The 13,801-nt window shown below is 64.2% G+C and carries 13 protein-coding genes and 1 pseudogene; 9 read left to right on the top strand and 5 right to left on the bottom strand.

What is annotated here, in order from left to right:
- Positions 1-36: 36 nt before the first annotated feature.
- The 3 genes from N7650_RS01920 (at position 37) to N7650_RS01910 (ending at position 2,026) form a co-directional block, all read left to right on the top strand.
- Positions 37-993, top strand: a complete 957-nt coding sequence (locus tag N7650_RS01920) for a threonine dehydratase (protein WP_009405205.1) — start codon at positions 37-39, stop codon at positions 991-993.
- 83 nt (positions 994-1,076) lie between these two features.
- Positions 1,077-1,253: a hypothetical protein gene (locus N7650_RS01915; protein ID WP_009405204.1), complete on the top strand. Its 177-nt coding sequence runs from the start codon at positions 1,077-1,079 to the stop codon at positions 1,251-1,253.
- A 128-nt stretch (positions 1,254-1,381) separates the two neighbouring features.
- Positions 1,382-2,026, top strand: a complete 645-nt coding sequence (locus N7650_RS01910; RefSeq protein WP_009405203.1) for a LysE family translocator — start codon at positions 1,382-1,384, stop codon at positions 2,024-2,026.
- On the opposite strand, the gene N7650_RS01905 is transcribed toward N7650_RS01910, so the two are convergent.
- On the bottom strand, positions 2,004-2,810 hold the full coding sequence (locus N7650_RS01905) for an AraC family transcriptional regulator (protein WP_009405202.1): 807 nt from the start codon (positions 2,808-2,810) through the stop codon (positions 2,004-2,006). The two genes, N7650_RS01910 and N7650_RS01905, sit on opposite strands and share 23 nt — an antisense overlap.
- Before the next feature lie 196 nt (positions 2,811-3,006).
- Here N7650_RS01905 and N7650_RS01900 point away from each other — a divergent pair, with 196 nt between their 5' ends.
- From N7650_RS01900 to N7650_RS01885, 4 genes are read left to right on the top strand one after another with little or no spacing between them, the layout of a single operon-like run.
- The gene (locus N7650_RS01900) at positions 3,007-3,432 is read left to right on the top strand and encodes a nuclear transport factor 2 family protein (RefSeq protein WP_009405201.1); all 426 of its coding nucleotides are present in this window, start codon (positions 3,007-3,009) and stop codon (positions 3,430-3,432) included.
- A 19-nt stretch (positions 3,433-3,451) separates the two neighbouring features.
- Complete coding sequence (locus tag N7650_RS01895; RefSeq protein WP_009405200.1) at positions 3,452-3,796, top strand: YciI family protein; 345 nt, start codon at positions 3,452-3,454, stop codon at positions 3,794-3,796.
- Positions 3,797-3,814: 18 nt separating this feature from the next.
- Positions 3,815-4,306 carry an SRPBCC family protein gene (locus tag N7650_RS01890; protein ID WP_009405199.1) on the top strand — a complete coding sequence of 164 codons (492 nt, stop codon included), beginning with the start codon at positions 3,815-3,817 and terminating at the stop codon, positions 4,304-4,306.
- Positions 4,306-5,559 carry an RNA polymerase sigma factor gene (locus N7650_RS01885; RefSeq protein WP_037061795.1) on the top strand — a complete coding sequence of 418 codons (1,254 nt, stop codon included), beginning with the start codon at positions 4,306-4,308 and terminating at the stop codon, positions 5,557-5,559. Before N7650_RS01890 ends, N7650_RS01885 begins: the two co-directional genes overlap by 1 nt.
- Here N7650_RS01885 and N7650_RS01880 read toward each other — a convergent pair.
- On the bottom strand, positions 5,546-6,016 hold the full coding sequence (locus tag N7650_RS01880) for a MaoC family dehydratase (protein ID WP_009405197.1): 471 nt from the start codon (positions 6,014-6,016) through the stop codon (positions 5,546-5,548). The genes N7650_RS01885 and N7650_RS01880 overlap by 14 nt on opposite strands.
- A 37-nt stretch (positions 6,017-6,053) precedes the next feature.
- Positions 6,054-6,998 (bottom strand): annotated as a pseudogene (locus N7650_RS01875) (lysophospholipase).
- Between the two features lie 199 nt (positions 6,999-7,197).
- On the opposite strand from N7650_RS01875, the gene fadD2 reads away from it, so the two are divergent.
- Positions 7,198-8,886: a long-chain-fatty-acid--CoA ligase FadD2 gene (gene fadD2, locus N7650_RS01870; RefSeq protein WP_009405195.1), complete on the top strand. Its 1,689-nt coding sequence runs from the start codon at positions 7,198-7,200 to the stop codon at positions 8,884-8,886.
- Between the two features lie 297 nt (positions 8,887-9,183).
- Entirely contained in the window at positions 9,184-10,881 is a 1,698-nt protein-coding gene (fadD1, locus tag N7650_RS01865; protein WP_064301924.1) for a long-chain-fatty-acid--CoA ligase FadD1, read from the top strand.
- Between the two features lie 111 nt (positions 10,882-10,992).
- On the opposite strand, the gene N7650_RS01860 is transcribed toward fadD1, so the two are convergent.
- Entirely contained in the window at positions 10,993-12,300 is a 1,308-nt protein-coding gene (locus N7650_RS01860) for an FAD-binding oxidoreductase (protein WP_279896825.1), read from the bottom strand.
- Between the two features lie 32 nt (positions 12,301-12,332).
- Positions 12,333-13,697 (bottom strand): glutamine synthetase family protein, encoded by a 1,365-nt coding sequence (locus tag N7650_RS01855; protein WP_279896822.1) that lies wholly within the window; start codon positions 13,695-13,697, stop codon positions 12,333-12,335.
- Positions 13,698-13,801: the final 104 nt, after the last annotated feature.

Genomic DNA, 13,801 nt, shown 5'->3' with positions numbered 1-13,801 from the left:
GGATCGGGTCAACGTCAACCCGATCCGAGGTGTTCCATGTTCGACCTGCCTGCCCTGCGCGAAGCGTCCCGTCTGGTTCGTGCCCAGGTGCCCGCCACTCCGCAATATGCCTGGCCACGCCTGGCCGAACGGTTGGGTTGCGAGGTCTGGGTCAAGCATGAAAACCATGCACCGACCGGCGCCTTCAAGGTACGCGGCGGCTTGCTCTACGTGCAGTCGTTGCTGGCGCGGGCGCCGCAGACCCGCGGCCTGGTCACGGCGACGCGGGGCAACCACGGCCAGAGCATGGCCCTGGCGGCGCGTAATGCCGGAGTGCCTATCGTGATTGTCGTCCCTCAAGGCAATTCCCCGGAAAAGAACGCAGCGATGCGCGCCCTGGGCGCCGAATTGATCGAGCATGGCGCCGACTTCGACCAGGCCCGGGCCGAGGCGGCGCGGGTGGCGCAGAAGCGGGGCTTCGAAAGCGTGCCGCCGTTTCATCCGGACCTGATCCGCGGGGTCGCCACCTATGCCCTGGAATTGTTCGAAGCGGTGGCCGGGCTGGATGCGGTGTATGTGCCGATCGGCATGGGCTCGGGGATCTGCGGCTTGATCCGCACCCGTGACCTGCTCGGGCTGGATACGCAGATCATCGGCGTGGTCTCCAGTGCGGCCGATGCTTTTGCCCGCAGTGTCGAGGCGGGGCGGATCGTCACCACCGAAACCGCCGATACCTTCGCCGACGGCATGGCCTGCCGGATTCCGCAGCCGGAAGCGTTCGAAATCATCCGCCAGGGCGCGGCGCGGATTGTCCGGGTCACTGACGAGGAGATCGGGCAGGCGATCCGCATCTACCACGAAGACACCCACAACACCGCCGAAGGTGCCGGCGCGGCGGGGTTGGCCGCGCTGTATCAGGAACGCGGGCGACAGCAGGGGCGCAAGGTGGCGGTGGTGTTGAGCGGGGCGAATATCGACAGGGAGAGGTTTGCGCGGGTATTGGGGGAGGGCTGAAAAGTCTTGAATGAAACTTCGGCAAGAAGTGCTGTCGTGCTTTGCTAGGCTCTTTGCCCGTTCCCTGAGGGAGAGTTCAAAGCATGAGTTGCATCAGTTACATGGGATATACCGCCCGGGTTCAATACGATGCCCGTGACAAGCTTTTTGTTGGGCGGATTTTGGGCGTACAGACGATCATCAGTTTTCATGCTGATTCGGTCAGCGCTCTGCACGAGGCATTTATAGTGGCGCTTGAGGACTACCTGGCTGGGGAGTGAATCGGGATCAAGTGGCACACCTTTTGGTCTTCTGGTTCGCGCCCCGCAATTTCTTCCAATACACCCCCACCCCAATCCGCTTAAATACCGGCTGCCTCGATCATCAGCCGGTAGCGGACCCTTCCTTCATGCCCTTTTCCAACGGTTTTCTCCTCTCCCTTTCCCTTTGTCTCGACATCGGCATCGCCAACATCGCCATGATCACCCTGGCCATGCAGCGCGGCTTCTGGCAGGGCATGTGGCTGGGATTGGGAACCTGCGTGGGTGATTTGCTCTATGCCCTGGCCGCGTTGGCCGGGATGACCGTGCTCCTGCAATTCGAGAGCGTGCGCTGGGTCCTGTGGATCGGCGGTTCGCTGCTGCTGGTGTGGTTCGCGGTGAAGATGCTGTGGGCGGCACTGCGCGGCAATGCCCACCTGGACACCACCCGGGAAGTGGTGCGCGAATCGCCCTGGCGCGAGTTCCTGCGCGGCATCTTCCTGGCCATGTCCTCGCCCAGCGCGATTCTCTGGTTCGCGGCGGTGGGCGGGGTGCTGATCTCCCGTTCGGGCGCCGGCGGGGCGCTGCAAGCGGGCCTGTTCCTCGGTGGGTTCTTCTGCGCCGGGGTGCTCTGGTGCGTGACCCTGTGCGGCGCCGCCAGCCACGGCGGCAAGCTCCTCGGCGACCGCCTGCTGACCTGGTCGTACCTGGCGTCGGCAGGGATCTTCTGCTACTTCGCGGTCTATGTGATCGTGTCCGGCTACCGCGAATTCATCCTTGCGCCGGCGCTTTGAACGCCTGCCAATAATGATTGGGGGTCATGCCCATGACCCGGCGGAACGCATTGATGAAGTGGCTCTGGTCATAGAAGCCCAGGCCCAGTGCCACCTCGGCGGGATGCTCGCCGGCCCGCAAGCGCCGGCGCGCTTCGCTCAGGCGCAATTGCATGTGGTACTGCAACGGGGCCAGCCCGGTCGCATTCTTGAAGCAGCGCACGAAGTGGTATTTGCTCAGCCCTGCCACCGCCGCCAGGTCTTCAAGGGCCAGGCGCGCGTGCGGGGTGTCGCGCATGCACTGCATGGCCAGGCGCAGGGCGTGGCTTTGTTCTCCGGCGGGGCCGGTGGGGCGTTGGAGCAATTGTCCGAGCAGTGCCAGCAAAGCCTCTTCGCGATGAGCCGGTTGTTGATTGTCGATCCGGGCGAAATCGACGATGGCGCGGTACAGCCCGGCATCCTGGAACACGCCCTGTTCGAAGCGTGGCATTGCGCAAAAGGGCTTCAGGTTGTTCTCCCGCGCTACCTGCTCCAGTGCCTGCGGCGCCAGGTGCAGGCTGATGTATTCCACCCCTGGGGCCGCGAACTCCGACGCCTGCACCGCCAGCGGGTTGTACAGCGTGATAGCGCCAACCGGCACCTCCAGGGTGCGTCCCTCCAGCCAGATCCGCTCATGTCCCCACAGGTTCGCGCCCAGCACATACTCGTCGTGGGTATGGCGCTCGAAACAGGCGGCGCCCGTGGCCCGGACCCAGGACGATTCGACCAGGCCACAGGCCCGCAAAGGTTGGCTGATCAATGCCATCTGCCGAGGTCTCCGAAGCACGCAACGCGGCGACACTAGCCGGGAAGCGGCAAGTACCGCAAGCGACGATTACGGCCGGTGCGTACAGATTTTTTTCGCTTTTTTCCTTGGGCTGTCGATTCCTCGGGCTCCCGTTCGACCAATGCTGCAGGCGCCGGATTTTCCCGTCGCCAATCACTGCCATGAGGACATACCAATGAACAGCGCAGCCGAACAGGAAATCCGTCAACTCATCGACCGCTGGATCCAGGCCGTGCGCGAGCGCGACCTGCCCGCCATCGTCGCGGTCTACGCTGACGATATCGTCGCCTTCGACGCTATCCAGGCCCTGCAATTCAAGGGCAAGGCCGACTACAAGGCGCATTGGGAGATGTGCATGGGCATGTGCAGCGGGCCGATGGTCTTCGAGGTGGCACAACTGACCGTGCACGCCAGTGGTGACCTGGCCCTGGCCCACTGGCTCAACCGCTGCGGGCCCGCAGACGACGAAAGCCAGTGCGGTTTCATGCGCGCTTCGGTGGGCTACCGGCGCACCGGCGGGCAGTGGCAGGTGATCCACGAACACTGGTCCGCGCCCTTCGACATGCAGACCCAGAAGGCCCTGTTCGATCTCAAGCCCTGACCCCACGTCGGAGAACGCCATGAAATACCTGTGCCTGGTCTACTGTGATGAAACCCTGTTGCACGGTCTGCCCGAGAGCCCGGCGGATGCCGAGTGCATGGCCTACGCCAATGCCATCCACGACAGCGGCCGGATGCTCGCCGCCGAGGCACTCAAGCCGGTGCAGACCGCTACCACGGTGCGGGTACGTGGCGGGCAGACCAGCCTGACCGACGGCCCTTTCGCCGAAACCAAGGAGCAACTGGCCGGCTTCTACTTGGTGGAAGCCCGCGACCTCAACGAAGCGCTGAACATCGCCCGCGGCATTCCGGCCGCGCGGGTGGGCAGCGTCGAGGTCCGGCCGGTGCGCGAGCTGCAACCCTGAACGAGGAGAACAACACCCATGAATCCTCAGCAATCCGGTGCGGGAGAAGCGCGGCATGAACTGTCCCTGAGCCGCCTGATCGACGCACCTCGCACCCGGGTGTTCCGCGCCTGGACCGATCCGCAACTGCTTCGGTGCTGGTGGGGGCCCCACGGCATGACCACCCCGGTGTGCGAGATGCAGCTGTGGGTCGGCGGTCTGTTTCGTACCGTACTGCGTGCCCCGGACGGCAGCGAGTACCCGAACCAGGGCGTGTTCCTGGAGATCGTCGCGCCGGAGCGGATCGTTTTCACCGACGCCTTCGGTCCCGGCTGGGTACCCTCGGCGCGGGCGTTCATGACCGCGGTGATCACCCTCGACGATATCCACGGCAAGACCCTCTACACCGCCCGTGCCTGGCATTGGAGCGCCGAAGACCGCCAGGCCCACGAGGAAATGGGTTTCCACCGCGGTTGGGGCGAGAGCCTCGACCGCCTGGTGGAACTGGTGACCGGTCCGCTGGAGGCATGATGCCCGGCAGCGAGGCGGTGCGTGCCGCCATCGATCAGGTGTACCGGGACGAATCGCGACGGATCCTTGCCACCTTGATTCGTCTGCTGGGGGATTTCGACCTGGCCGAGGAGGCGTTGCATGAAGCCTTCTTCACTGCCGTCGAGCGCTGGCAGCGCGATGGCATTCCCGCCAGCCCCAGGGCCTGGCTGGTCTCCACCGGACGCTTCAAGGCCATCGATGGCCTGCGTCGGCGTGCCCGTTTCGAGCGCTCGCCCGAGGCCTTGCGCCAGGCCCTTGAGCGGCTGGAGGCGGATGACATGAATGTCGAGGAACTGGAAGACGACCGCCTGCGCCTGATCTTCACCTGCTGTCACCCGGCCCTGGCCGCCGACGCCCAGGTGCCCCTGACCCTGCGCGAGGTTTGCGACCTGACCACCGAGGAAATCGGACGGGCCTTCCTGCTGGCGCCGGCCACCATCGCCCAGCGCATTGTCCGCGCCAAGGCCAAGATCCGTGAGGCCGGCATTCCCTACCAGGTGCCGGCGCGCGATGAACTGCCGGAGCGCCTCGACAGTGTCCTGCGGGTGATCTACCTGGTGTTCAACGAAGGCTATTCGGCGTCGTCCGGTGAGACGGTGGTGCGCGATGAGCTCTGTGCCGAGGCGATTCGTCTTGGGCGGCTGCTACGTGAGTTGCTGCCCGACCCCGAGGTGCTCGGCCTGCTCGCGCTGATGCTGTTGCAGGCCTCCCGGACCCGGGCGCGCAATGCGGGGGAAGGCGAGCTGGTCCTGCTCGACGCCCAGGATCGCAGCCTGTGGGACCAGGTGCTGATTGCCGAAGGGTGTGCCCTGGTGCAACAGGCACTGTGCACCCAAAGGTTCGGCCCGTACACCTTGCAGGCGGCGATCGCTGCAGTGCATGCCGAAGCCGCCACGGCGCAGGATACCGACTGGGCGCAGATCGTCGGGCTCTACGAGGTGCTGCTGCGTGGCTGGCCTTCGCCGGTGATCGAGCTCAATCACGCGGCCGCCGTGGCGCAAAGGGACGGCCCGCTGGCGGGGCTGGCGTTGATCGAGGGGATTCTGCAGCGGGGAGACCTTCGCGACTACCAGCCGGCGCATTGCGCGCGGGCCGAGCTGTGCCGGCAGCTTGGACGCCAGGATCAGGCCCGCGAAGCGTATCGCACCGCACTCGGCCTGACCCGGCAAGCGCCCGAGCGGCGCTTTATCGAGCGCCGTCTTCAGGTTCTGCAGGCGATCAGCCGAAGGTGATCGGCGGCGGGCTGACCAGTTCGACGGTCTGCTGCTTGCGTGGCGCGAGGATCTCGGCTTCGCCGTCAACCACCAGTTCTTCGTTCTGGTTGAACACGCGGGTAGCGATGCGCACGCGGAACTTCGGCAGCTTTTCAAGGATTTCCAGGCGCACGGTCAGGGTGTCGCCGATCTTCACCGGCTTCTGGAAGCTCATCTGCTGGCCGAGGTAGATGGTGCCCGGGCCGGGCAACTCGCAGGCCACGGCGGCGCTGATCAGTGCACCGCTGAACATGCCGTGGGCGATGCGCTCCTTGAACATGCTCTTGGCGGCGAATTCGGCATCCAGGTGGACCGGGTTGTGGTCACCGGACATCGCGGCGAACAGCTGGATGTCACGTTCTTCGACGGTCTTGCTGAAGCTGGCCTTCTGACCGACTTCGAGGGATTCGTAAGGCGTGTTGGTGACCTGGGTCATTCAGGGGATTCCTTCGATACGCGACGGGGCGGCAGTATCACTCGCTGCGCACCGGCCGGCCAAGGGCCAGGGTGCTTTCGAGCCAGTCGATCAGCTGCGCGGTGACCTCGTCACGGTTGGTTTCGTTGAGCAGCTCGTGGCGAGCCTGCGGATAGAGCCGCAGGTGCACGTGCTGGTTCCCGGACAGGCGCAGGGCGCCGGTCAGATCTTTCAGACGCTTGCCGGCACTGACCGGATCACATTCGCCACCGATCACCAGGATCGGCAGGTTCGGGTCGATCTGCGCCAGGTTGCGCGGGCGGCTGATCTGCTCCAGCCCGCCGAGCAGGTCGATCCACAGGCGATTGCAGCAGCGGAAGCCGCATAGCGGGTCGTTCACGTACCTGTCGACCTCCACCGGATCGCGGCTGAGCCAGTCGAAGGCCGTGCGATTGGGCTTGAAGGCCTTGTTGAACGAGCCGAAGGAGAGGAATTCGATCAGCGCGCTGCGGCCCAGCGGGCCCTGTCGCCAGCTTTCCAGGCGGGCGATCTGGCGCGCCGCGCGATACAGCGCCGGCGCCTGGAAATTGGAGCCACTGAGGATCGCCCCGTGCAGGCTGCCGCTATGGTGCAGCAGGTAGGCCTGGGCAATGTAGCTGCCCATGCTGTGGCCGAAGAGAAACACCGGCAGGCCCGGATGCTGCTGGCCGATGTGCTGGTTGAGCAGGCCGAGGTCGTTGACTACGGTATTCCAGCCGTTCTCGGTGGCGAACAGGCCAAGCGTGCCCTGCTCGGCGGTACGGCCGTGGCCGCGCTGGTCGTGGGCATACAGGGCGAAACCGGCACTGCTAAGGGCCTCGCCGAGTCGTTGGTAGCGCCCGGCATGCTCGGTCATGCCGTGGGCCAGCAGCACCACCGCGCGCACCGGCGTGGCGGGTAGTCAGTGGCGGACGTACAGGCTGCAATGGTTGCTGGCCGGCAGCCAGAAGGCGTCATGGAGCATCGTGGTTTTCCAAGGCAATGGATGCCCCTGAGTGTATAGCCGCTTGCCAAATCGGCTAGCCCGGTAGATGGAGATTCACAGGATCTATGACGAGCCTTGGCATATTTGCCACCTGTGGCAGAGCTGCTAACGTCGGCAGAACGCCGTTTTGCAAGCAGCAATCCGGACCGCACAGGCTCAGGACCGAGGACAATAATAAATGCACGCCGATTTCTGGAACGACAAGCGCCCGCCGGGAGTACCTTCGCAGATCGACATGAGCACCTATAAGTCGGTAGTCGAAGTATTCGAACGCTCCTGCAAGACATTCGCCGACCGACCGGCCTTCAGCAACCTGGGCGTGACCCTGACCTACGCCGAACTGGACCGTTATTCCGCCGCCTTCGCCGCGTACCTGCAGCAATGCACCGACCTCAAGCCGGGCGAGCGCATCGCGGTGCAGATGCCCAACGTCCTGCAATACCCCATCGCCGTGTTCGGTGCCTTGCGCGCCGGGCTGATCGTGGTCAACACCAACCCGCTGTACACCGCCCGGGAGATGCGCCACCAGTTCAAGGATTCCGGCGCCCGCGCCCTGGTGTACCTGAACATGTTCGGCAAGCTGGTGCAGGAAGTGCTGCCCGATACCGGCCTGGACTACCTGATCGAAGCGAAGATGGGCGACATGCTGCCGACCGCCAAGGGCTGGCTGGTCAATACCATCGTCGCCAAGGTCAAGAAGATGGTTCCCGACTACCACCTGCCCCAGGCGCTGTCGTTCAAGCAGGTGCTGCGCCAGGGCAAGGGGCATGCCCTGAAGCCGGTGCAGGCCGGCCACGACGACATCGCCGTGCTGCAATACACCGGCGGCACCACCGGGGTAGCGAAGGGGGCGATGCTCACCCACGGCAACCTGGTCGCCAACATGCTCCAGGTGCTGGCCTGTTTCTCGCAACTGGGGCCTGACGGGCAGAAACTGCTCAAGGACGGCCAGGAAGTGATGATCGCGCCGCTGCCGCTGTACCACATCTATGCCTTCACTGCGAATTGCATGTGCATGATGGTGACCGGCAACCACAACGTGCTGATCACCAATCCGCGGGACATTGCGGGCTTCGTCAAGGAGCTGAAAAAGTGGCGCTTCTCCGCGCTGCTCGGGCTCAACACGCTGTTCGTCGCGCTGATGGACAACCCTGCCTTCAAGGACCTGGATTTCTCCGCGCTGAAGGTCACCAACTCCGGCGGCACCGCGCTGGTCAAGGCCACCGCCGAGCGCTGGGAAGGTCTCACCGGTTGCCGCATCGTCGAGGGCTACGGCCTGACCGAAACCTCGCCGGTGGCCAGCACCAATCCCTATGGCCAGCTGGCGCGCCTGGGCACCGTGGGCATTCCGGTACCGGGCACGGCGTTCAAGGTCACCGATGACCAGGGCAACGAAATGCCCCTGGGCGAGCGCGGCGAGCTTTGCATCAAGGGCCCCCAGGTGATGAAGGGCTACTGGCAGCGTCCGGACGCCACCGCCGAGGCTTTCGATGCCGAGGGCTGGTTCCGGACCGGCGATATCGCGGTGATCGATCCGGACGGCTTCACCCGCATCGTCGACCGCAAGAAGGACATGATCATCGTCTCGGGCTTCAACGTGTACCCGAACGAAATCGAGGACGTGGTCATGGCTCACCCGAAAGTCGCCGCCTGTGCCGCCATCGGCGTGCCGGACGAACGTTCCGGCGAGGCGGTCAAGCTGTTCGTGGTGGCGAGGGAGGGCGGCGTGACCCTGGAAGAACTCAAGGCTTACTGCAAGGCCAACTTCACCGGCTACAAAGTGCCCAAGCACATCGTCCTGCGGGATTCGTTGCCGATGACGCCGGTAGGAAAGATCCTGCGCCGCGAGTTGCGCGAACCGGCTTGAGCAGCTACAAGCTATAAGCCGAAAGCTGCAGGATAGAGCGGCCGCGCACGCTCTCTTGCAGCTTTTGACTTAAAGCTTGCAGTTCGGTTTAGACCATTTACTCTAAAAGTGACCAATAAATTATCAAGAGTCATTTTAGTGACTCGCTGGGCCGCTTTAGCTCTAGGCGACCCCTGGTAAAGCTGTTACTCTCGGCGCGCTTCGGATCGGTCGGTTTGCAATAAATCGACATCAAATATCAATAATAATCGCATCGACGCGGTGAAGAATTCGCTGTTGCTGGAGGAGTGGGCTTCCATGATCGAAAACTTTTGGAAGGATAAGTACCCGGCCGGGGTCGCCTCGCAAATCAACCCGGACGAGTACCCGAATATCCAGGCGGTATTGAAGCAGTCCTGCCAGCGTTTCGCCGATAAACCGGCATTCAGCAACCTGGGCAAGACCCTGACCTATGGCGAGCTGTACGAGTTGTCCGGTGCCTTCGCTGCCTACCTGCAGCAGCATACCGACCTGCAACCCGGAGACCGCATCGCCGTTCAACTGCCGAACGTTCTGCAATATCCCGTCGCCGTCTTCGGTGCCATGCGCGCCGGGCTGATCGTGGTCAACACCAACCCGCTCTACACGGCGCGGGAAATGGAACACCAGTTCAACGACTCCGGCGCCAAGGCCCTGGTGTGCCTGGCCAACATGGCGCACCTGGCGGAAAAGGTCGTACCCAAGACGTCGGTCAAGCACGTCATCGTCACAGAAGTCGCCGATCTGCTGCCGCCGCTCAAGCGCCTGCTGATCAACAGCGTCATCAAGTACGTGAAGAAGATGGTCCCGGCCTACAGCCTGCCGAACGCCGTGAAGTTCAACGACGCACTGGCGAAAGGGCAGGGCAAGGCGGTCAGGGAAGCCTCGCCGTCCCACGACGATGTCGCGGTGCTGCAATACACCGGCGGCACCACCGGCGTGGCCAAGGGCGCCATGCTGACCCACCGCAACCTGATCGCCAACATGCTGCAGTGCAAGGCGCTGATGGGCTCCAACCTCAATGAGGGCTGCGAGATCCTGATCACCCCGCTGCCGCTCTATCACATCTATGCCTTCACCTTCCATTGCATGGCGATGATGCTGATCGGCAACCACAACATCCTGATCAGCAACCCGCGCGACCTGCCGGCGATGGTCAAGGAGCTGTCGAAGTGGAAGTTCAGCGGTTTCGTCGGGCTCAACACCCTGTTCGTCGCCCTGTGCAACAACGAGGACTTCCGTCGCCTGGACTTCTCCGCGCTCAAGGTCACCCTGTCCGGTGGCATGGCCCTGCAACTCTCGGTTGCCGAGCGCTGGCGCGAAGTGACCGGCTGCGCCATCTGCGAAGGCTACGGCATGACCGAAACCAGCCCGGTGGCCTCGGTGAATCCGGCGCAGAACATCCAGGTCGGCACCATCGGCATCCCGGTACCTTCGACCCTGTGCAGGGTGATCGACGATGCTGGCAACGAGTTGCCGTTCGGCGAGATCGGCGAGCTGTGCATCAAGGGCCCGCAGGTCATGAAAGGCTACTGGCAGCGCCAGGAAGCCACCGACGAGATCCTCGATGCCGAGGGCTGGTTGAAGACCGGCGACATCGCGGTGATCCAGGCCGATGGCTACATGCGCATCGTCGACCGCAAGAAGGACATGATCCTGGTTTCCGGTTTCAACGTGTATCCGAACGAACTCGAGGATGTGCTGGCGACCCTGCCGGGCGTGCTGCAATGCGCCGCGATCGGCGTGCCGGACGAGAAGTCGGGCGAGGTGATCAAGGTGTTCATCGTGGCCAAGCCGGGGGTGACCCTGACCCGCGAGCAGGTGATGGAGCATATGCGCGCCAATGTCACCGGCTACAAGGTGCCGCGCTTCGTCGAGTTCCGCGATGCGTTGCCGACCACCAACGTCGGCAAGATCCTGCGACGTGAGTTGCGGGATGAAGAGTTGAAGAAGCTGGGTCTCAAGAAGATCGCCTGAGTCCTCTCGGGCTTCATCGCTGGCAAGCCAGCTCCCACAGGGTCAGCACAAGTCCTGAGGGCCTGTGCTGACCCTGTGGGAGCTGGCTTGCCAGCGATGAGGCCCGAAAGATCAACGCAATTTCTCGAGCATCTGGTAGTACCACATCCCCGCCGCCAACAGCGGATTGCCCAGCAGATCCCCCATCGGTACCCGCACGTGGCGGCAGCCGGCGAAGGTGTCGAACTTCTCCAGCGTGCCGGTGATCGCTTCGGCCATGATCTCGCCCATGATATGGCTGGTGGCAATGCCGTGCCCCGAGTAGCCCTGGCAATACCAGACATTCTCCGAGAGCTTGCCCAGTTGCGGGATGCGGTTGACCACGATGCCCATCGCACAGCTCCACTGGAACTCGATCGGCACGTCCTTCAGCACCGGGAAGGTGCGCTCGATGCAGGGCCGCAGTTCCCCGGCGATATCCCGCGAATCCCGTCCCGAATAGTTGGCGCCACCGCCGAACAGCAGGCGGCCATCGGCAGTCATGCGGTAGTAGTCGAGCACGAAGCGGCAGTCGTACACCGCCAGGTCGTGCGGGTTGAGCTGGCGCGCCAGGTCTCCCAGCGGCGCGGTGGTGACGATCCCGCCCATGGCCGGGAAGATCTTGCCCTTGAGCTGGCGCTTTTCCAGCTTGTGATAGACATCGCCCGCGAGCATCACCTGTTTCGCTTCGATCCGGCCCTTGGCGGTAACCACCGCCGGGCGCGGGCCATGGACGATCTCCAGCACTTGCGAGTTCTCGAAGATCAGCGCGCCCAGGCTGTGAGCTGCACGGGCCTCGCCCAGGCATAGATTGAGCGGGTGCAGGTGCAGGTTGCGCAGGTTTTTCAGCGCGCCGAGGTAGAGCGGCGAATCCAGGTGGCGGCGCACGCCTTCACGGTCGAGCAATTGCACCTGGTCGCCCATGCCCCGAAGCTGGGCTTCGCTGGCGAACGCCTGGAGTTCATTCATGTGCGACGGCTTCATCGCCGCATGCAGATGACCGCGCTTGAGGTCGCAATCGATGCCATAGCGCTCGACCCGCTGCTCGATGATCTGGTGCCCGCGAAAGCGCAGGTGCCAGATGAAATCGTCGACGTCGTCGCCCAGCCGGGCGCGCATCTGCTTGCGCATGGCTTCGTCGCCCGACAGGCTGCCGGTGACCTGCCCGCCATTGCGTCCGCTGGCGCCCCAGCCAATGCGGTTGGTCTCGACGATGGCGACCTTCAGGCCGCGTTCGGCCAGCTCGACGGCGCTGGCGACACCGGTGAAGCCGCCACCGATGATCGCCACATCGACCTCTACCGTGCCTTCCAGGGTCGGGTACTGGGTGGCATCGTTGAGGGTAGCGCTGTAATAGGACGCGGCGCGCTGGGCGCTGCCGTGGTTCAGGGCTGCATTCATGTTTCGGGTCCTTCGAAAAAAGAGGAAAGGGTTCAGGCCTGGGTCAGGTACCAGCGCCAGTCCTGTTCGCCGACTTCGGCCATGAACTGGCGGTACTCGGCACGCTTGACCGCGAGGTACACGCCAAGGAATTCCTGGCCCAGGGTGTCCCGGGCCCAGCTCGAGTGCTCCAGGGCGGTGAGCGCGCTGAGCCAGTCGGTAGGCAGCAAGGTAGTGGCCTGGGCATAACCGTTGCCTTCCACCGGCGCACCCGGATCCAGTTGTTGGCGCACGCCGTGGTGCACCGCGCCGAGCAGGGCAGCGGCGGCAAGATAGGGGTTGGCGTCGGCGCCGCAGATGCGGTGTTCGATATGCCGGGTCGGCGCCGGGCCCCCGGGCACGCGCAGGCTCACGGTGCGGTTGTCGATGCCCCAGGTTGGAGCCAGCGGCGCGTAGCTGTTGGCCTGGAAGCGCCGGTAGGAGTTGGCGTTGGGGCAGAACAGCAGCAACGAATCGAGCAGCGCGGCGAGCATGCCTCCCACTGCCTGGCGCAACAGTGGCGTGCCGGCCGGGTCTTCGCTGGCGAACAGGTTGTTGCCCTCGGCATCGGCCAGGCTCACATGCAGGTGCATGCCGGTGCCGGCCAGGTCGGCGAAGGGCTTGGCCATGAAGCAGGCCTGCATGCCGTGCTTGTGCGCTACGCCCTTGACGATGCGCTTGTAGCGCACGGCCTGGTCCATGGCCAGCAGGGCATCGCCGTGCTCCAGGGTGATTTCCACCTGGCCGGGGGCATATTCGGAAATCGCCGTGCGCGCTGGAATGCCCTGGGTCTTGCAGGCGGCATACAGGTCGGCGAGGAAGGGTTCGATCTGCTCCAGCTCGCGCAGGCCATAGACCTGCGTACTGCGCGGGCGTCCGCCATCGGCGTCGAGAGCGGGTTGCGGGCGGCCATTGCCGTCGCGTTTCTGGTCAAGCAGATAGAACTCCAGCTCGCAGGCCATTACCGGGTGATAGCCGTCGGCCTTCAGCGCATCGATCACCCGCAGCAGCACATGGCGTGGATCGGCATTGGCAGCGGGCAAGCCCTGTTCCGGGTGCATGCTGACCTGCAGCGCGGCAGTGGGGATCTGTCGCCACGGCAGGCGCACCAGGCTGCCCTCCAGCGGGTAGGCACGGCAGTCGATATCACCGACATCCCACACCAGCCCGGAGTTTTCCACGTCTTCGCCGTGCAGGGTCAGGCCAAGGATGGTGCTTGGCAGGGGGCGACCGCTTTCGTAGACCGCCAGCAGTTCCTCGCGGTGCAACAGCTTGCCGCGTGGCACGCCGTTGGCGTCGAGGATAAACAGCTCGATCATTTCGATATCGGGATTGGCGTCCAGGAACGCGCGGGCCTGCTCGATGGGGGCAAAGTGCATGGGTGTTCTCGCTTGCGCCATGAGGGCGCGCTGGGAATCGACAAGGAGGCCGATGCAAGAGCACGGCCAGGGTTATCGGTCAGGCGAGAGCGGTATCTGGTGGG

It is taken from the genome of Pseudomonas sp. GD04058, from assembly GCF_029836855.1.
GTDB classification, from domain to species: Bacteria; Pseudomonadota; Gammaproteobacteria; order Pseudomonadales; family Pseudomonadaceae; genus Aquipseudomonas; species Aquipseudomonas bharatica.
Note: the sequence above shows the minus strand (reverse complement) of the source record. Positions and strands in the feature narration are given on the sequence as shown.